Below are 19,328 nucleotides of genomic sequence, written 5' to 3'. Positions count from 1 at the left end.
CACCGGCAGGCTAGCGGTCCGGCGCGTGCGAGGCCTGCTGCTCTGCCTGCAACTGCACATGCAGGATGCGACGAATTTCCAGAATGGCCTGCGGCGTTTCCTGCACGCTGTGCCAGGAGGTCACCACCAGCTCCGAGGCCGCGCCGTCCAGATGCGCGCTGCGATACGGCACCAGGCCGTCGTCGGAATCGGCCAGCGGCACCTGCGGTTTCTCGCGCCCGATGATGGTGTGGTACTGCACGTTTGGAGAGATCGGCAGATCCATCGTGGCACGCACGAACGGATCGGTGTCGCGCAGGTTGTCGATGCTGGTGGGCACCAACGCGCGGCCCTTGCGGCGGGGAGCGCCGCCCGGATCGTCGCGTTCGCTGTTGGCCAGGTCCTGCATCACATCGCCGAAGCGATCCAGCAACGCGCCCGGCAAACGGACCAGCTTGCTCACAAACCGCCCCAGCCCGCCCTCGGCCAACGGCGTACCGCGATGCGGCGCGGCGATGAAGATGGCGCGGTCCACTTGCGGCATCGGCGAAAAGTGCAGCAACGGCCACAATTTGGCGCGGATGCGCGCGCCGCGTTCGCCCTCCAGCCGGTAGTTCTGCAGCAGGGAATCCCACAATTGCTCGCCAGAGGACGACACCAGCAGCCGCCCGATCACCCCGCCCATGCTGTGCCCGACCAACACCATGTCGTGCGACGCGATCGCACTGCCGGATGGATCGAAGTGCTGCAGGCTGCGTTCCACCAGTGACTGGATTTCCGCGCGGTTGATCGCCATCGGCGCGTTGGTCGGGTAATACACCTGCCAGATCTGGTAGCGCTGGCGCAGCGTTTCATCGCCCATCACTTCATTGGCCACGTTGACCCAGGCCTCCGGGCTGCTGGCCAGACCGTGCAGCATCAGCAGCACGCGTCGGTTGGGATCATAGGGCTGCATCAGATACAGGTGCGGACGATCGATACCGCGTGCGCTGCCCAGCATCGACCGCAGCGACTGCTCCGCAAATCCGGATTTGGCCAGCCACAATCCATACGCGGCAGTGAAGTTGCCTGCCAGCGGCACGCGTTGGCCATGCAGCACCACTTCGCTCTGGCGATACGGGTCGTACGGCACCAAGGTGACCAGGTGGCTGCGCAACACCTCAGCAAGCGTCTCGCCCTCGAAACGCAGCAAGATCGTTGCCGGCGCGTACGGCATTTCGCTGAACGTCGGCAACGGGCGATCGGGCGCCGCACCCGCCGCGACGGCCTGCTGCAATGCTAGCCCGGCGGGGTCGCCAACCACTTGCGGGTCCACTTCCGCGACCAGCTCGGCGCCGAATCCATCGCGCCGGTAGGTGCTGCGCAGGCCATTGAAGCGCAGCGCCGAGGCGGCGAAGATCGCACGTGGCGTATTGCCGTCGCCCGGCAGCCGGTAGGCGGACAGATCGACGTCGAGCTGCCAGCGCCCGACCGTGGTGGATGCCGGAGTGGTTTCGCCGGCTTGCTGCGATCGTGCGAACAGGCGCTCCACCACCTGCTGCACGGCGTAATTGTAGTAATCGCGCACCTGCGACTGGCGATTCTCGAACGCCCGCGCACTGGGTGCACGCGCGGTGAAGAACAGGTACGCATACGCATGCCGCGCGGCCTCCAACCAGGCCTCCACCGCGGCATCGCTCATCGTGGTGGGGTTGCGCCCGCTCAGCGCGATGGCACGCGCGGTCCACAGTTCTGCCTGCGTGGCCAAGCGCCGCTCATCGCCGATACCGGCCTCGCTGGTGAGCTGCTGCAGGCACGGCAGCGGCGCAGCGCGGCAGGCCTTGGGTTGCAGGCCGGCAACCTGCAAGGTTTCGCTGCCGGACTGACTCAATTCACCGGTGCTCAGCACATCGCCACGCGTTTGCGCGATGTAGTCGCCGCTGTTGCGCGACTGCACCGTCACCATGGCGCAGCCGCTCAACCACACAGTTGCCAGCACTCCCGCCAGGAATGCAGCGGCACGCGCTCGGGGCATGCGCGGCCTCATCGCGGCGTGGTCGCGGTTGCGCCTGGCGCCGGCGCCAGCGGCATGCCGGCACGGATGCGCGCAGAAAAATCCGCGGCCTTGTCGGCGGAGATCGCACGCGCGGTGAAATGCCCGCGCTGCTTCAAGGTGGCGAAGGGATAACCGGGCATCAGGCCGTGATGGTCGTAGGCGTATTGGTCGACATAGCCGGACAGCAGCAGGCGATGATCCAGCGGCAGTGTGGGCTGCAGTTGCCGCACCAGCGCGAACACAATGGTGGTGCAGTTGCTGGTAAGCGTGTTGTAGAACGCCGGCTTGCGATCGAGTTCGTTGGCCAGTTCCACATATCCCATGAACATGCGGCGCAGCCCGGCCTTGGGAATCGCCAGGCGATACAGGTACATGTCTTCGCCACGCACGTTGGTGCGCACGCGCAGGATGTCGCGTTCGTCGGCGGCGACCAGGGTTTCTTCGAAACTGCGAAAGAATCCGCCCAACGCGGAAAACGCTTCGCCACGTTCCTTGCGGATTTCCAGCGAGAACACCACGTGCGAACCATCGTCGAAGCCGAACGACACCAGCGTGTGCGCGATCGCCGGGCCCATCCAGTACGAGAGCGCAAGATCTGCGCTGACCAGGCGGTTCAGATCGTATTGGCGCGTCTCCCAACGCGGCACATAGTCGGTCTCGCTGCGCCAATCGAAGTTGCGCACGTTGTGCAGGGTGACGATGTCGCCGTGCACCTGCGGCTGCAGACGCTGGGCGACATCGTCGGCCCAGTCGCGGTCCTGGCTGGGCTGCATCAGCCACCACGACACCGCCAGCACCACGAACGCGGCACTGAAGATGCCCACCAGGGCCCAGTTCTCGCGGCCACGACGTACCCCCCACAACGCTGCCACCGCCATCGCACACCACGAGGCCACCCACCCGGCGCGTACGAGGGCGTTGCCGGTCAGTGCGTAATAAATCGCCAGGGCGCCCCATCCGGCGGCCAGCACCAGCGCAATGCGCAGGGCCCAGCGACCGATGCGGGCGCGTGTGGCCGGTGTCATCGCGTGCCGCCTTCGGGTACCCGCATGCCCAGCGCATGCATCAACAGATCGGCCGAGCGATGCGCAAGCCGTTTGCGTTCGGCCTCATCGTTACCGCGCAGACAGCTGCCCAGCATGTCGATCACCAACAGCACCTGTTCCTCGTCGACATCGGCGCGGCACAGCCCGGCGTCGCGGGCGCGATGGACGAACGGCAGGAAGATGCCGACCGCCCGCCGATCTGCCGCCTCCACCGCCGGATGCGCGCGTTCGATCGAGCGCCAGAAATCCACCAGCGGCGAAGACTGGGCGATGTGCTCGGCGACATCGTGCAGCAGCACCGCCAGGCCATCCGGACGGTCGGCGAGGTCGGCGGCAAGGCGCTCCAGCCCATCCAGGCCACGCGCCATCAATGCAGTCATCAGTGCCAGCCGGTCGGGGAAATTGCGATACAGCGTGGCGCGCCCCAGACCGGCGCGCTCCACCACCAGCTCCAGCGGGGCATTGACGCCGTGTTCGCTGAACACCTCGTCGGCGGCATCGAGAATCTGCCGGCGGCGCAGCGCGGCATCGGGACGGGAGGTCATCATGCCGGCATTATCGGACAGATTTGTCCGGTTACGCCAGAGTCCGCTTGCCGTTTGTGCACGCTCCCCGACCAACGGCGTGTGTGCCGTTGGCTTGCGGTGGTCTGTTGCCTATCCGCCCCTGCAGCCGGCCATGCAATCAGCCGGTGTTCTGCACGCCCTGCGAGACGCCATTGACGCAGGCCACCAGCGCACGCAGCAGCGCTTCGTCTTCGCCATCGGTGGCGCGCCAGCGTTGCAGCAGATCCACCTGCAGCACGCTGATCGGGTCGATATAGGGATTGCGCAGACGGATCGACAACGCCAGCCGCGGGTCGTGCTGCAACAGCGACTGTTGTTGCAGCAGCGCCTTCACCCAGGCCTTGGTCAAGGCAAGTTCGTCGCGAATCAGCGGGAAAAACCGCGTGTGCAGGTCGCCGGACAAGCGCGAGAACAACTCGGCGATATTCAGGTCGCCCTTGGACAACACCATGGCGATGTCGTCCAGAAAGGTGCGGAAGAACGGCCAGTCCTGCGCCATTTCGCGCAAGGTGTCTTCATGCCCGGCATCCACCGCCGCCTGCAGGCCGCTGCCCACGCCGTACCAGCCGGGAATCACCGCACGCGCCTGGCTCCACGCAAACACCCAGGGAATCGCACGCAGGTTGGACAAGGCCGCGTCCTGGCCCAGCCGCCGCGACGGACGCGAGCCCAGCGTCATGCGCTCGATCACATCGATCGGCGTGGCCAGGCGGAAGTACTGCATGAACTCCGGCGCGCCGACGAAGGCGCGATACGCAACCGTGCTGCGTTCGGCCACCAGGTCCATCACCGGGCGCCAATGCGCCTCGCGCGGCTCGGGCGCACGCGGGCGCAGGCTCGAGAGCAGCACCGCGCCGGTCATCTGCTCCAGCGAGCGCAACGCCAGAGCGCGGATGCCGTACTTGCGGTGGATCACCTCGCCCTGCTCGGTGACGCGCAGGCGGCCATCCACGCTGCCGCGCGGTGCGGCATCCAGCGCGCGGCTGGTCTTGCCGCCGCCGCGCGCGATCGAGCCGCCACGGCCGTGGAAGAAGGTCAGCCGCACGCCCAATTCGGCGGCCGCTTCCAGCAACTCGACCTGCGCACGTTGCAGGCCCCAGCGCGAGGCGGCGATGCCGCCGTCCTTGCCACTGTCCGAATAGCCCAGCATCACCATTTGCGTATCGCCGCGCGCGGCCAGATGCTGGCGATACACCGGGTCGGCCAGCAGGTCCTGCACGGTGCCGGTGCCGCCGCGCAGATCGTCCACGGTTTCGAACAGCGGCACGATATCCAGCGGCACCGCGCCGGCATCGTCGACCAAGCCACCACGCCGGGCCAGTGCCAGCACGGTCAACACGTCGGCGCGGTTATGCGCCATCGAGATGATGTAGCTGCCCAATGCATCGGCGCCATGGCGGGTGCGCGCATCGGCAAGCGCGGCGAATACCGCATCCAACCGTGCATTGCCTTCATCGTCCACGCGCGGCAAAGGTTCCTGCCCTGCGGCATACGGGCCGAGCACCGCAGCGCGCTGGGTGGCGTCCTGCGCATCCCAATCGGTCTGGCCCAAGGCATCGGCCACCGCGCGCGCATGCACGCTCGATTCCTGGCGCACGTCCAGCCGCGCCAGATGGAAACCGAAGCTGCGCACGCGCCACAGCAGACGCCGCACCGCGAACCACCCGGCATGCAGGCCCTTGTTGGCCTGCAGGCTGTCCAGGATCAATTGCAGGTCGTGCTCGAGCTCCGAAGGCGCGCTGTAAGCGCCCTCGGCATCGTCCAGTGTGGCCTGCAGGCGCGCGCGCATCAGGTCGTTGAGCAGGCGGTACGGCATGTCGCCATGGCGCGGGCGCGAACGCGCGGCCGCGTCGGGGAGCAGCGCGCGGTAGCGCTCCAGCTGTGCGGTGAGTTCGGCGCTCACCTGCACCAGCGTGGTCGATTGACTGAGCAGGCTGGCCAACTGCCAGAGTTCTTTCTGATAGCGGTCCAGCACCGCGCGCCGCTGCGCGTCCAGCGTCCCGGCGATGGTCTTGGCATCCACATTGGGATTGCCGTCCATGTCGCCGCCCACCCAGGTGCCGAAGCGCAGCAAACGCGGCAATGCCGGCACGCTGCCGTAGGTTTCTTCGATGGCGTGTTCGAGCGTTTCGTACATCACCGGGATGACGCGATAGAGCACCTGGGTGAGGTAGAAGCCCACGTGCTCGCGCTCGTCGTCCACGGTGGGGCGCACCGGCGAGGAATCGGCGGTCTGCCACGACGCGGTCAGGGCCATGCGGAAGCGCGCGGCGTCGCTGGCGCGTTCGTTGGGCGTGCGCATGCCGTCCAGGTTGTCGACCAGGCTGGCGACCATCAGCTGTTCTTTTTCCAGCAGCGCGCGCCGCACCGCCTCGGTGGGATGCGCGGTGAACACCGGCTCCACATCGATGCGCGGCAACCATTGGCTGAGTTCGTCCAGGGTCACGCCCTGCGTCTTGAGGCGGCGCAATGCGTCATGCAGGCCATCGGGCTGCGGCGTATCGGTGCCGCTGCGCTGGTATTCGCGGCGGCGGCGGATGCGGTGCACGCGCTCGGCGATGTTGACCACCTGGAAATAGGTGCTGAACGCCCGGACCAACGCTTCGGCGTCACGCGGCTGCCGACCGGTGAGTTGTTCGCTCAGCGTGGAAGGTGGGGCATCGCTTTCGCGCCGCGAGATGGCGGTGGTGCGCACGCGTTCGATTTCATCGAGAAATTCCGCAGACACCTGCTCGGCGAGCAGATCACCCACCAGTGCACCCAGCCGACGCACATCGTCGCGCAAGGGAAGATCGGGGGTAGCGAACACAAGACTGCTGCGGTACTCGTTCATCGGAAACGCACACCCTCTTCAAGCGCAAAGTCGTCGAAGACTAACCCAAAAGGATTAGATGATCGCGACCGGCACGACGGTTTCAACACCAACCATCGTGTGCTGGCGCACGTGGCGATGAATCTCGTCGTGGCGCGCTCGCGCGCGATGGGGCGTTACCGGTAATGCCCCATCGCGGGCAGGCCCGCTCCTACAGGTGATCGCGGCACCCATCTATACGGCTCGGCAGCCGTTGCCGGCACCACATCGGCCACATCCTCATCCGCTGTAGGAGCGCATCCGGGCGCGACGAAGCTTCATCGGTAACGGCGCATCGCGCGCGAGCGCGCTCCTACCGTGCCAGCGCACCATCGATCAACGCGTGCGCATAGCGCCGGTCTCCTTTACCGGCTCGCCGACATTGGTCTTCAACCACTGCTCGCTTTCGGCCAGCATCTGCATGATCGATTGCCGCGCGCGGTAAGCATGCGATTCGTTGGGCAACATCACCAGGCGCGCCGTGCCACCCAGGCCCTTGATCGCGGCGAACATGCGCTCGCTCTGGATCGGGAAGGTGCCGGTATTGTTGTCGTCCTGGCCGTGGATCAGCAGCAGCGGGTCCTTGATCTTGTCGGCGTAATTGAATGGCGACATCGCCTGGTACACCGATTGCGCCTGCCAGTAATTGCGCTCTTCGGCCTGGAAACCGAACGGGGTGAGCGTGCGGTTGTAGGCGCCGCTGCGTGCGATGCCGGCCTTGAACAGGCGCGTGTGTGCGAGCAGGTTGGCGGTCATGAAGGCACCGTAGGAATGCCCGCCGATGGCGATGTGCTCGCGGTCGGTGACGCCACGCCGCACCACTTCGTCCACCGCGGCCTGCGCATCGGCGATCAGCTGCGGCACATAGGTGTCGTTGGGTTCGGCATCGCCTTCGCCCACGATCGGCATGCTCGGGTTGTTGAGCACCACATAGCCGATCGCCAGAAACGCCTGCGGCCCCCAGTAACTGATCGCGTTGAAACGGTACGGCGAATCGGTGACCTGGCTGGCGGTGTCGGCGCTTTTGAATTCGCCCGGGTAGGCCCACATCAGCAACGGCCGTGGCCCGTCGCGCTTGGGGTCGTAACCGGGCGGCAGCAAGAGCGTGGCGGTGAGGTCCACGCCGTCGGCACGCTTGTAGCGGATCTGCTCCTTCTGCACGCCGCGCAATTGCGGCAGCGGGTGCGCGAAGTGCGTCAACGCGCGCGCCGCGGCGCCATCGCCCAACGACTGCACGACATAGTTGGCCGGTTCTTCCGGCGATTCGCGGCTGAGCAGCAGTTGCGTGGCCTGCGCGTCCAGCAAGGCCAGCGGCGCCGAATAGGTCGGCGCCTGCGAATGGAACAGCCGCGTGGCCTGCTTGCTGCGCAGATCGAATCGATCGACGAACGGGCGGTCGCCCTCCGGCGAAGCACCTTTGCCGAACAGGAACAGGCTGTTGCCATCGCTGCTGGTCTGCAGCAGCGGGCGGCCCTTGCCGTCGGCCACCGTCGCCGGCGTGCCCGGGTCCTTGTAGCGGTCCTGCGAGGAGCGGTCCCACAACAGTTCGGGCGCGCGTTGCGGTTGATCCGGTGCGATACGCCATTGCTTGGTGCGGCGGGTCTTCCACCAGCTTTCGCTCAAGATCGCCAGATCGCCGCGGCCCCACTGGATGCCTTCGAATCGGCTGCCCAATTGCGCCAGCGTGACCGGCGCGCGGTTGAACGGCGCGGCCTGCATCCGCACCGCGTCGCGGACCTTGCTCTCGCGTGCCGGGTCGCCACCGTCCTGCGCTTCGGCCCACACCAGCGTGGCCGGTGCATCGTGCCGCCAGGCGATGTCGCGCACGCCGGTCGGCACCGCATCGTTTCCGGTCGGCAGGCCTTCCACCAATGGCAGCTGCGCGATCTGACGCACCAGTTTGCCCTGCAGGTCCAGCACCTGGATGCGGCGCGGGAAGTTGTCCACCGGCACCAGATACGAAAACGGCCGCTCGCTGCGTTCGCTCAGGATGTAACGGCCATCCGGCGACACCGACAGGTTGAGATAGATGCCTGGCGTGGCGATCGGGCGCACCTGCCCGGCCACCGTGACGATGATCGGCTGGCCGGTGGCGTAGTACTCGAACACGCGCGCATCGGCTTCGTTGCGCAGCAGGTCCTGATACGTGGGCAGCGAGCGCACCCCGGCAGCCGCACTGGTCTGCTGGGTCGCCGGCCCGGTCGGGATCGCATCGCGGGTCGGCGGTGCGCCCTGCCCTGCAACCTGTTGCTGCAACAGCAAACCACTGCCATCGGGCAACCAACGCAAGTCGTCGTTGACGCTGGTGTTCAAGCCGGCCAGCAGCCGCCGCGCTTGCCCGGCCGCCACGTCCACCAGCCACAGTTCGTTGGCGCCGCTGGCGGCATCTTCGCGGCGGAACGCCAGATGGCGTTGGTCGGGCGACCAGCTCAGATCGGCCAGCGACAACGGGGAGGGCAACCCGGCGATCTGCCGCTCGCTGCCGTCGGCCACCGACAGCAGCCACAGCTTGCTGGCGAACGAAAAGCGGCTGGCCGCAAAGGTCTTCGGATGGATGCGCAGGCCGGCCAGCTTCAGCTCCGGCTGGGCCACCTCGGCGATGTCCGGCAGTGCGGGCATTTGCAGCATCGCAGCCAGATCGCGCCTGGGCGAGAGCTGCAGCAGCGGCGCACGCGGGGCATCCACCACCGCCTGCAGTGCCTTGGACGGCAGTTGGTAACTGCTGCCTGGCGCAGGGCCTGGTGGAGCAACTGCCGCGTTGGTCGCTGCCGGGCGAGCCGTCCCGGCCATCACCGGTGCGCTCAATGCCAGCACCCCTGCCAACGCCCATGTGTGCTGCCGCCAGCCTTGCGCATGCCGTTTCGCCCGCATCGTCCGTCCCCGCTGATGATCGACTCCGGACCATAGCAGCCGCCTGTCGGCCGCTCCCCTGCCGTTGGTAGGGGGTCGGCCGCAATTCATGCCGCGCGAGGGTGCTGCCGATATAATCGAGCACTCTCGTCGAGGGGCGCTGCGACCGGTAGAGCGGACTGATCCGCTCACTGCACCACAGGTGCAGGTACACGGCCAGGCTCGACCAGCAGTTACCGTTCAACGGCGCCCGGCATTGCAGACATTCGTTTGCCTACCGGAGCCATTGCATGAACGCTGTCACAAAGATCACCCCACATACCGACTACAAGATTGCCGACATCTCCCTGGCCGATTGGGGCCGCAAGGAGCTGGACATCGCCGAGCACGAAATGCCGGGCCTGATGTCGATCCGCCGCAAGCATGCGCAGACCAAGCCGCTGAAGAACGTCCGCATCACCGGCTCGCTGCACATGACGATCCAGACCGCCGTGCTGATCGAAACGCTCAAGGACATCGGCGCCGATGTGCGCTGGGCCTCGTGCAACATCTTCTCCACCCAGGACCACGCCGCCGCTGCGATCGCCGCGACCGGCACCCCGGTGTTCGCCTGGAAGGGCGAGACGCTGGAAGAGTACTGGGACTGCACGCTGGACGCGCTGACCTTCACCCTGCCCGACGGCACCCTCACCGGCCCGGAGCTGGTGGTGGACGACGGCGGCGACGTCACCCTGCTGATCCACAAGGGCTATGAGCTCGAGAACGGCAGCACCTGGGTGGACGAGCCGGCCTCCTCGCACGAAGAGGGCGTCATCAAGGCGTTGCTCAAGCGCGTGGCCGTCGAGCGCCCGGGCTACTGGGGCCGCGTGGTCAAGGACTGGAAGGGCGTCTCCGAAGAGACCACCACCGGCGTGCACCGCCTGTATCAGATTGCCGAAGCCGGCAAGCTGCTGATCCCGGCCATCAACGTCAACGACTCGGTCACCAAGAGCAAGTTCGACAACCTCTACGGCTGCCGCGAGTCGCTGGCCGATGGCCTCAAGCGCGCGATGGACGTGATGCTGGCCGGCAAGGTTGCCGTGGTCTGCGGCTACGGCGATGTCGGCAAGGGCAGCGCCGCCTCGCTGCGCGCCTATGGCGCCCGCGTGATCGTCACCGAAATCGACCCGATCTGCGCATTGCAGGCGTCGATGGAAGGCTTCGAAGTCAACACCATCGAATCTACCCTGGGCCGTGCCGACATCTATGTCACCACCACCGGCAACAAGGACATCATCACCGTCGAGCACCTGCAGGCGATGAAGGACCAGGCCATCGTCTGCAACATCGGCCACTTCGACAACGAGATCCAGGTCGATGCGCTCAAGGCGCTGAAGGACGTGCAGAAGATCAACATCAAGCCGCAGGTGGACAAGTACGTGTTCCCCAACGGCAACGCGATCTTCCTGCTGGCCGATGGCCGCCTGGTGAACCTGGGCTGCGCCACTGGCCACCCGAGCTTTGTGATGTCCAACTCGTTCGCCAACCAGACCCTGGCTCAGATCGACCTGTGGGAAAAGCGCGACACCTACGAGAAGAAGGTCTACATCCTGCCCAAGCACCTGGATGAAGAAGTTGCGCGTCTGCACCTGGAAAAGATCGGCGTGAAGCTGACCACCCTCACCAAGGACCAGGCCGACTACCTCGGCGTGCCGGTGGAAGGCCCGTTCAAGCCGGATCATTACCGCTACTGAGACGTGGGCGCACGTTCGCCCATCCTCGACAGTGTCAATCAACGGGCGCCGCAAGGCGCCCGTTGTGCTTCAAGGCCACGATCGGCACGACGTCGAAGCTGAATCTGCGCACGCGTTGCACTACGCATTGTCGCCTGCGCTGTGGTTGGCCGAAGGTGACAGACCGCGCGGCGGCCAGGGCCACGACACGCCGACATTTGCTGCAGCCGCTATTGACCGATCTTCGCCGATGGCACTGTCAGCCGCGTGCGCTCGCCTCGTCCGCATCCATCGCAGCAGGCTCATACACGGAGATCTGGCTACGGCTGCGCGCAGTGTAGGGCTGCCCGCTCCAATCGCCCCATCTGGCCCGCAAGCGCAAGCCGGCGATCCGTGCCATCAGATCCAGCTCGGAAGGCCAGAGGTAGCGATAGCGATCGTTGAAGACGCGGGTCGCCGACTCCCCGATCATCACGATGCGCTGCTGGATCAGCTGCCGGGCCGGATCGGCGCTGGAGCACATCAGCATCACCGGCACCTCGCCCTCGTCCAGGGCCGGCGCCTCCAACGACCTCACTTTGCCGTCCGCCAGCAAGGTCTCCGCCTGCGGCACCATCGTCTGCAGGACGAACACGCCGGACGTTGCCAGGCGCTCGCGCACCGCGCGCAGGCAACGCAATTGGTCGTCCTGCGTCAACAGATAGCCGAGCGAATACACCGAATAGATCAGGTCGAACGGCCCGGCGACCGGGACATCGACAAAATCGGCGCAGACCAGGGTCAGTCGCTCTGCACCGGGCTTGGCACGCAGCATGTCCAACATGCCAGGCGAGTTGTCGATGCCGCAGACCGCCGCGCCGCCAGCCGCCAGCGGCAGCGCGATACGGCCGGTGCCGATCCCCAACTCCAGCGCCGTGCCACTGCCGACCAGTGCCGCCAATGCCTGCGCACACTGCGCTGCACTGGCAGCGGCCCAGTGGTCCCTCAGGCGATCGTAGTATTGCGACACCTGATCGTAGGCGTGCGCCGACGATGCATCCATGCCCTTCTCCGCGAAAGAGTCGCTGGCCACCCTAAGCAACCATCCCGGTCGTCGCATGCGCCGCCGACGCAACATCGCCGGTGGCGAGCCAATGCGCGCACTCGGCGCCAAGCTCGGCGACAACACGCTGGCGATAGGCCGCATCGACTGCCGGTGCCAGTCGGTCACGCCACCGCCCATTGAGACCTTGATTGAAGAAGGCTCGGCCGCCGTCGCGCCAGAAACCGGCGCCCTGTGGAACGTAGCGCGCCGCGTGCGCGCGCATGTAGTCCAGACTACAGTGCGCCAGCACGCGCTCGCAGCACTTGGCATCCAGCGGGATATCCAGGAATGCGGCAATGCGCCGCACTTGCGCAGGCAGGTCATGCAGCAACGCGGCGTAATGCACCAGCAGCACGTTGTCGTAATCGCGCAGCGCCCACCAGGAACGCACGCCCTCCCAGAACGGCCACAGCGGCGCACCATCGGCGCGCATCCAGTTCTGGAAATAGTCCTCCACCGAGCACGTGGGCGGCGGCATGACCTTCAATTTACCGTTGCTGGAGGGCTCCGCATCCAGACGCGCCTGTGCATCCGCGCTGACTGCCCGCTGATGGTCGTACAGGCTCCAGACGATGTCGCGCGCATCGCGGCCGACGTAGAGATAGCGGGCGCGTTCGGATAGCACCAGCGCATCGGCGGGCAGATGGGTTTTCACGAAGCGGCGATGGCGTTGCTCGGCGAGCAGCCGCTGCTTGGTGGCCTTGTCCGGATACACCGAGTCGAACCAGGGCGACAGCCGCGACACCTCGATCTCCTCGGTGCCGCCGAAGATCAGTTGCGCGACGATCTGCTGCACCCAGGTCGTCCCTGCCTTGGCATAGCTGGCGATGACGACATCGTCGTCGCGAAAGGCGAAGTCGTTCCAGACTGTCGAGTCGAAAAAGCGATTGGGATATTCGCGCTGCTTGAAGGGCATGCCCACATCGGCGTCCTGTCGGTTGTCATCGCATCGGGCTCATCGGATATGCACGCGTGAACACTTCGCAACCGCATGATCCGCATCCGCGCCTGGCTCCAAGTCCCGGCAAGACGGCATAACGTCTGCCGCACATCCGCACATCCGCACACTGCACTTGCAGCACATCGGTGACCTGCGGCAGCGCGCATCGCCGTCGCCGACGATGCGCGTGCATGCGGGCCATCCGGCAAAGCCTGCCCTGGCATTGCAGTCACTGCGTGTAGATATACGCCACCTTGCGCGGACCAAACATTTTTAGAATCTTCGAAAACACGAGTGACAGCATGGCTTTGGCAGTTTTCATCACGCGCACCTCTTCTGGAAGTTTCAGAAATGGCGAACTCTGACATTCGCCTTATTCAGGCTAGCAATAGTCATATGGCCAATCAACATTATGGTTGGTACTTTATTTTTAAAATCAAATTATCGGGCATGTGTCGCAGAATAAGCCACGCAATGTGCGTTTATCCGAACAGATCTTCGCGCAGGTACTCCAGATATTCGCGCACGTGTCGCTCGCGTGCGGCAACGTCGTCCGGCAGACGCAAGCCGCGCGTAAACCAACGCAGCCGCGGCCGTGCGTGCAAGTGTGGGTAAGGCTTGTGCGGCAGCGGTACGCCGAGGAAGCTGCATAGTGGCGCCCAGCCTTGCCGAGCCGAAAATACCAGCAGCCGTTCGGCTGGCACCGTATCGATCACCGCCTGATTCCAGCGATTGAAGTAGTCGACCATGAAGGCGCGGTCCTGACTGCGCCCGCCCATCTGCTGCTTCAAGAACGTACTGAATGTTTCGCCTTCGGGGCCGACGAAGGTGCTCTTTCTGCCCGGCATCAGGATGGTCTGGGTCACCGACTCGAACCAGCTGTCGGGATCGCGCACCGTCAGGACGACCTTGGCCTGCGGATATACCTCAATCAATTGCCGCCAGTAATAGCAACCAGGATGGTCGGTGCTCGAACGGTAGCCGGCGAAGATGGTCGACCAGTCTGCGGCACCGCGCTCGGCGGCATTCCACAGCGGCAGTGCCGTACGCATGTTCGCGGCGACCTCCGTGGCGTGATAACACGGTCCAAATCCCAAATGTTCCAGCGCGAACTTCAGCGACAGCGTCCCGGTTCGGCCTAGGCCAGCACCAAGCACTTCTAACGACATGGCGATTCTCCGATCCGTTACACGCAGGGCGGCAACCTAGCACGCAGCCGTGGCGTACGTCCCGGCATTGGCAGTCAGGATGGATGTGGCAACTACACGCGCCATGCGCGATTTAAGTGGCGGACAAGAACGCGGATCGCAACGACGCGCTCACCCGCGCCAATTGGCATTGCGCTCCCAGAACGCCACGCTACGCCGATATGCCTCGCGGTCCAGCGGCGTGCCCGAGCCGCCCTCTTCCACGCCCAGGGCATTGCGCAACATGGTGATCGGTGCCATCGGAATCTCGTCCGGCTCTGCGGTGTACAGACAACCGACCACACCCCAGTCTGCCTCGATGGGCGTGCCTTCCTTGGCCAACTGCTCGCGGCTGTAGAGGATGGGCAGCAGATAGCCGGCCACCGGTGGCTCGACACCTTCGAACCACCGCACCAGCACGGCCAATTCCTGCGTGCTGCGTGCCTCGTAGCCGGAACGCAGCAGGTGCCGGTTGTCTTCGGTAATGGGAATGGTGAGGCAGCGGGTCGAGGTCCAGTTGCGGTGCACATGCAATTGGCAAAACGGCGCATAGCCCTCGATCACGCGTAGCGGCGCCTCGTCGTTGAGCCGCTGGATGAACTGCTCCGGCGTGCAGTCCTGGATGGCATTGCGACGCCCATCGCGCGGAAACAAGCGGGTGCGGGCGAACTGGGTCAGGACGATCGACATGAGTGGGGTATGCGGCGACAAAGAGCGCCAGGGTAGCGCGCAGGCGTTCGCACGACTACGTTGATCAGCATCAGCCGACCGCGCGGCGATCGGACTGGCCCGAGTGCCTGGCCTGGTTCCCGACAGTCACCGAACATGCACCGACAGCATGCAGGTACGCAGCATGCAGCAATGTCGCGCCTGCGGCGGAGCGGGATCCGTCCGGCAATCACCCAAGCGGCCGTTCGCCGGCGCTACCAGATCAAATCGTCCGGCACCTTGAACTGGCTGTAGTACTCGTCATCGCTGTCGGCCGCAGCCGGCGCGCTGTTGCGTCCGTGGTCCAGCACCACCGCATCGGCATCGCGGCTGTAAACCTTGTCGGCGGCCGCACGCGGAATCAGCTCGAAACCATCACCGTACCGCACGATCACCAGCGCGCCGCTGGCCAACTGGCTGCGCAGCGTCGTGTTGACCAGCACGCTGCGGATCACGCTGCCGTCGTTGAAGCGGTAGTCGATCTCGCCTTCGCGCTTGACCTTGTTGGTCTCCACGATCTGCCGCACCTGCGCGAGCACTTCCTGCTGGCGCACCTGCACGTTGCGCTCTTGGGCCAGCGCACGATCGCGCTCGGCACGCTCGGCCTGCAGGCGCGCCGCATCGATCTTGTCCGTCGCCGCCGGCTGCACCGCCGCGCCCTTGGCATGGCGCTGTTTGACCTGTTCGCGCGCAACCTTGTCCACCTGGGCTTTTTTCACCAGGCCGGCCTTGAGCAGCTGTTCTTGCAATGGATTGCGCATCGGGAGGCCGGGCAGTGGACTGGCGACTAGTTTAACGCGGCCAGCACCGGCCCATCGTCGTGGCCGGGCCGAGCCGTTGGGATCGCCTGCAATCCAGATTGCAGCCATGCCGCTGCCAGGCGCAGCCAGCCGCAGGTTCGGGCTTATCGCCGCTGCGGCGGGCGGTTGCTGCTCGGCACGATGCGGATGCGGCATGCAAGCCGCAAATCGGCACCTTGGCCTTGCCACACGAGGGCAGCGCAGCGTGCAACGATGACGTGCACACTGCCGGCGGCGAACAGCGAAGCAGCTGATCTGTGTCACCCGCGACGGTCCAGCGAGATTGCGCCGGCCACGTTGCACGCGCCGCATGCTAACGATGAGCATTGCCTATCGCCAAGCATTGATGTGACAAGGCAAGTGCAGGCGAGATTGCAACGGCCGTGTGGTTCCCTGATTTTTGCGACCAATCGCGCCGTTGGCGCCCAACCCGGCGCCCAGATTGCTGGCCCGCTGCAGTGAATACGTATGCACAACCCCCATGCTGCGCCGCGATGCGCGCTTAGCATCACCGCGCGCTGCACGCCGTGCGCGCTTTCCGGAACAGGGGCCGGAAGCCTTGATGCGGGCATCGCGCACTGCGCGTCGGCCTGCGCTTACCACTGGAGATCGATCCGATGCGCAACACGCCTGCTCATGCCCCACCTTCCCTGATACAACGCGGTGCACGTCTCTTGCTGACCGCATTGGTCCTGCTGCTGACCACCGCCAACGCGCAGGCCGATGTCATCCTGCATGCCTTCAACTGGCCGTATGCCACCGTCGAAGCGCGCGCCAAACAGATTGCCGATGCAGGCTATCGCAAGGTGCTGGTCGCCCCCGCGTACCGCTCCGAAGGAAGCGCGTGGTGGGCGCGCTATCAGCCCCAGGACATTCGCCTGATCGACAACCCGCTCGGCGACACCGCTGCATTCAAGAAGATGGTCCAGGCGCTGGCCAACAACGGCGTGGAAACCTATGCCGACATCGTGTTCAACCACATGGCCAACGAAGCGGCCACGCGTTCAGACCTCAATTACCCGGGCAGCGCGGTGCTGTCGCAGTACGCTGCAAACCCCGGCCGTTACGATTCGCTGCGTCTGTTCGGCACGCTGCAGTCAAACTTCCTCAGCGCCAGCGATTTCGGCCCGGCGCAATGCATCAGCAACTACAACGACGCCTACCAGGTGCGTAATTACCGCATTTGCGGCGGCGGCAGCGATCCAGGCCTGCCGGATCTCGTGGGCAACGACTGGGTGGTGCAGCAACAACGCGCCTATCTGCAAGCGCTCAAGAGCATTGGCGTGACCGGCTTCCGGGTGGATGCGGCCAAGCACATGACCTTCGACCATCTCAATCGCGTCTTCGATGCCGGCATCCGCTCGGGTGTGTATGTCTTCGGTGAAGTGATCACCGGCGGCGGTACAGGCAATGGCGATTACGACCAGTTCCTGGCCCCGTATCTGCAATCCACGCCGCATGCAGCCTACGACTTTCCGTTGTTCAATGCGGTGCGCAATGCGTTCGCGATCGGCGCCAGCATGCAGCAGCTGGTGGACCCCGCCGCGTCCGGACAGGCATTGCCGGGCAATCGCGCCGTGACCTTTGCAGTGACCCACGACATTCCCAACAACGCCGGCTTCCGCTACGCAATTCTCGACCCGGTGGATGAGACGCTGGCCTACGCATACCTGATCGGTCGCAACGGCGGCATGCCGATGATCTATACCGACAACAACGAAAGCGGCGACAACCGCTGGGTCAACGCCTATCTCCGCGACGACCTACGCCGCATGATCGGCTTCCATAATGGCGTGCAGGGCACCGACATGCAGGTCTTGTCGTCCAGCTCCTGCCATATCCTGTTCCGTCGCGGCAGCCTGGGCATCGTGGGCATCAACAAGTGCGGCAACCCGGTCACCACCACGGTGGGAATGAACAACAGCGTGTTGTACTGGAATGCCGACTACGTGGACGCGTTGGGCTCGGGCAACGTGGTGCGCATTTCCAGCAGCTCGTACACCTTTACCCTGCCGGCGCGCGGGGCGCGCATGTGGCGCCGCTGAGCAGCCACCACAGCATGGCGGTGGCACTACCTTGCAGTGCTCCCATCGTTTGAAATGGTGACTGGCGCGTCGGCGTGCGACGTTGCACGCCACGCCGCAGTGCGATCAAGGCGAAGCCCCCGACGCAAACCGGCGTATGGGGGCTTCGTTGCCTCTACGTGCTGGCGCCGATCGACTGCACCAGGATGCCGCGGGGTGCAGTACACGCCCACTCGCATCGATGGACCGCCAACACGCCTTGCAGTCGGCCCGTTTCCTGCGCACCGCGCACCGCGGTGGGCGGACGACGCTGGCAGCGGCGCACGATTGTGTGCCCCGAACCCGCTTCCATCGATCGCAGTCGGCCGCAGGACCGCTGGCATTGACCAGCGGTGTTCACCATTGGCGAGCGGCAGAACGACTTACCAGGCGAACGCTGCGGTGACATGGCGCGCGCCGAGCATGAACGCATCTGCCACGTGCACGAACGGTGCAATATCCACTTCCGATTGGCCCGCGCGCACCAGCTGCACGAAGCGCCCGTACAAGCCGTCGTATTCGCTGGACGCTGGCAGCGCCTTAAGTTGCCCATCGATGCTCAACTTGGCCCCGCCTTCGCTGAGCATGAGCAGGCCCGCGGTGGTTTCCACTTCGATGTCCCAGCGCTGGTGGCCGGTCTGCAGGAAATCGAATTCGGCCGTTACCGGGAGTCCTGCGGTGTCGACGAATGCGAGCCTGGCATACAGCGGCGCCTGGCGGTTTTCCGGGGTATGCAGCTCGGCGTCGCGCAGCGCCAAGCTGCGCGGCAGCAGATGGGTCACGATGGAGAGCGCATTGATGCCGGGGTCGAACACCCCCATGCCGCCAGGTTCCAGAATCCAGTCCTGGCCCGGATGCCAGTGGCGAATGTCTTCCTTCCAGGTGATGTGCGCGCGCACGAGTTGCTTGTCGGCCAACCATGCACGGGCAGGCTCGACACCGGCTGCGCAACGCGAATGCCAGCTGGTGAACAGGCTACGTTGCGCACGCCGCGCCACGTCCTGCAGGTCATGAATTTCGGCGAGCGTGGCAGCCGGCGGCTTCTCCAGAAACACATGGCGGCCGGCCATCAACGCGGCCTGCGCCAAAGCGTGCCGTCCGACCGGTGGCGTGCACAAGGCCACCGCTTCGATCTGCGGCTGGGCGGCAAATGCGTCTTCCAGGGTGTGATAGGCAGGCACACCGTCGACCGTGCCATGCCGGCTCACGGTGGCCACCAGCTGCACATCGTCGCGCGCAGCGATGGTCGGCACGTGCTGGTCGCGGGCGATCTTGCCGATCCCGACAAGGGCGATACGCAATGCGTCTGGATGCTTCATCGAAACCTTCGTGCTGGTAGGGGTGGCCACCGATGCGAACGCCTGCACGCACACTGCCTGGCCAATGCTGCAGCGGCGCGATGCGGAGAGCGCACGCGACGGCGCAGTGTACGGTCAGCGTGCAGCCCACTGCGAGACATCGCTCCTGCTTGTTTTGCTATACCTGTATGCCAGCCGCTGCCTACCGG

13 protein-coding genes and 1 riboswitch are annotated in these 19,328 nt (G+C 65.3%); of the genes, 2 read left to right on the top strand and 11 right to left on the bottom strand.

The window, feature by feature from the left end; all coding sequences use genetic code 11:
- Window positions 1–10 precede the first annotated feature (10 nt).
- The 5 genes from ACCQ16_RS04085 to ACCQ16_RS04065 all read right to left on the bottom strand — a co-directional run bounded on the left by ACCQ16_RS04085 (window position 11) and on the right by ACCQ16_RS04065 (window position 9,348).
- Window positions 11–2,005 (bottom strand): esterase/lipase family protein, encoded by a 1,995-nt coding sequence (locus ACCQ16_RS04085; RefSeq protein ID WP_055026660.1) that lies wholly within the window; start codon window positions 2,003–2,005, stop codon window positions 11–13.
- On the bottom strand, window positions 2,002–3,039 hold the full coding sequence (locus tag ACCQ16_RS04080; RefSeq protein ID WP_127167632.1) for a DUF4105 domain-containing protein: 1,038 nt from the start codon (window positions 3,037–3,039) through the stop codon (window positions 2,002–2,004). Before ACCQ16_RS04080 ends, ACCQ16_RS04085 begins: the two co-directional genes overlap by 4 nt.
- Window positions 3,036–3,608 carry a TetR/AcrR family transcriptional regulator gene (locus ACCQ16_RS04075; protein ID WP_008573539.1) on the bottom strand — a complete coding sequence of 191 codons (573 nt, stop codon included), beginning with the start codon at window positions 3,606–3,608 and terminating at the stop codon, window positions 3,036–3,038. Before ACCQ16_RS04075 ends, ACCQ16_RS04080 begins: the two co-directional genes overlap by 4 nt.
- Window positions 3,609–3,744: 136 nt before the next feature.
- Window positions 3,745–6,459 carry a phosphoenolpyruvate carboxylase gene (gene ppc / locus ACCQ16_RS04070; protein ID WP_277573152.1) on the bottom strand — a complete coding sequence of 905 codons (2,715 nt, stop codon included), beginning with the start codon at window positions 6,457–6,459 and terminating at the stop codon, window positions 3,745–3,747.
- Between the two features lie 354 nt (window positions 6,460–6,813).
- On the bottom strand, window positions 6,814–9,348 hold the full coding sequence (locus tag ACCQ16_RS04065; RefSeq protein WP_277573151.1) for a S9 family peptidase: 2,535 nt from the start codon (window positions 9,346–9,348) through the stop codon (window positions 6,814–6,816).
- A 125-nt stretch (window positions 9,349–9,473) separates the two neighbouring features.
- Window positions 9,474–9,586: riboswitch (S-adenosyl-L-homocysteine riboswitch) on the top strand.
- Between the two features lie 31 nt (window positions 9,587–9,617).
- Between ACCQ16_RS04065 and ahcY the strand changes: the two genes are divergently transcribed.
- Entirely contained in the window at window positions 9,618–11,060 is a 1,443-nt protein-coding gene (gene ahcY / locus ACCQ16_RS04060) for an adenosylhomocysteinase (RefSeq protein WP_031421135.1), read from the top strand.
- A 238-nt stretch (window positions 11,061–11,298) separates the two neighbouring features.
- Here the strand turns inward: ahcY and ACCQ16_RS04055 are convergent, their stop codons facing one another.
- The 5 genes from ACCQ16_RS04055 to ACCQ16_RS04035 all read right to left on the bottom strand — a co-directional run bounded on the left by ACCQ16_RS04055 (window position 11,299) and on the right by ACCQ16_RS04035 (window position 15,719).
- Window positions 11,299–12,081 (bottom strand): class I SAM-dependent methyltransferase, encoded by a 783-nt coding sequence (locus tag ACCQ16_RS04055; protein ID WP_008573532.1) that lies wholly within the window; start codon window positions 12,079–12,081, stop codon window positions 11,299–11,301.
- A gap of 31 nt (window positions 12,082–12,112) precedes the next feature.
- Entirely contained in the window at window positions 12,113–13,045 is a 933-nt protein-coding gene (locus ACCQ16_RS04050; protein ID WP_277573150.1) for a sulfotransferase domain-containing protein, read from the bottom strand.
- Between the two features lie 500 nt (window positions 13,046–13,545).
- Window positions 13,546–14,232, bottom strand: a complete 687-nt coding sequence (locus ACCQ16_RS04045) for a sulfotransferase family protein (protein ID WP_005910850.1) — start codon at window positions 14,230–14,232, stop codon at window positions 13,546–13,548.
- A 150-nt stretch (window positions 14,233–14,382) separates the two neighbouring features.
- The gene (locus tag ACCQ16_RS04040) at window positions 14,383–14,940 is read right to left on the bottom strand and encodes a DUF3228 family protein (protein ID WP_029818693.1); all 558 of its coding nucleotides are present in this window, start codon (window positions 14,938–14,940) and stop codon (window positions 14,383–14,385) included.
- A 233-nt stretch (window positions 14,941–15,173) separates the two neighbouring features.
- Window positions 15,174–15,719, bottom strand: a complete 546-nt coding sequence (locus ACCQ16_RS04035; protein ID WP_041469437.1) for a DUF2058 domain-containing protein — start codon at window positions 15,717–15,719, stop codon at window positions 15,174–15,176.
- A 713-nt stretch (window positions 15,720–16,432) separates the two neighbouring features.
- Here ACCQ16_RS04035 and ACCQ16_RS04030 point away from each other — a divergent pair.
- Window positions 16,433–17,803: an alpha-amylase family protein gene (locus ACCQ16_RS04030; protein ID WP_029818691.1), complete on the top strand. Its 1,371-nt coding sequence runs from the start codon at window positions 16,433–16,435 to the stop codon at window positions 17,801–17,803.
- Between the two features lie 401 nt (window positions 17,804–18,204).
- Here ACCQ16_RS04030 and ACCQ16_RS04025 read toward each other — a convergent pair whose 3' ends face one another.
- Window positions 18,205–19,140 (bottom strand): Gfo/Idh/MocA family protein, encoded by a 936-nt coding sequence (locus ACCQ16_RS04025; protein ID WP_031421127.1) that lies wholly within the window; start codon window positions 19,138–19,140, stop codon window positions 18,205–18,207.
- Between the last annotated feature and the right edge of the window lie 188 nt (window positions 19,141–19,328).

It is taken from the genome of Xanthomonas sp. NCPPB 1062 (assembly GCF_041481705.2).
Lineage (GTDB): Bacteria > Pseudomonadota > Gammaproteobacteria > Xanthomonadales > Xanthomonadaceae > Xanthomonas > Xanthomonas euvesicatoria.
This window is presented reverse-complemented; position numbering and strand designations above follow the sequence as displayed.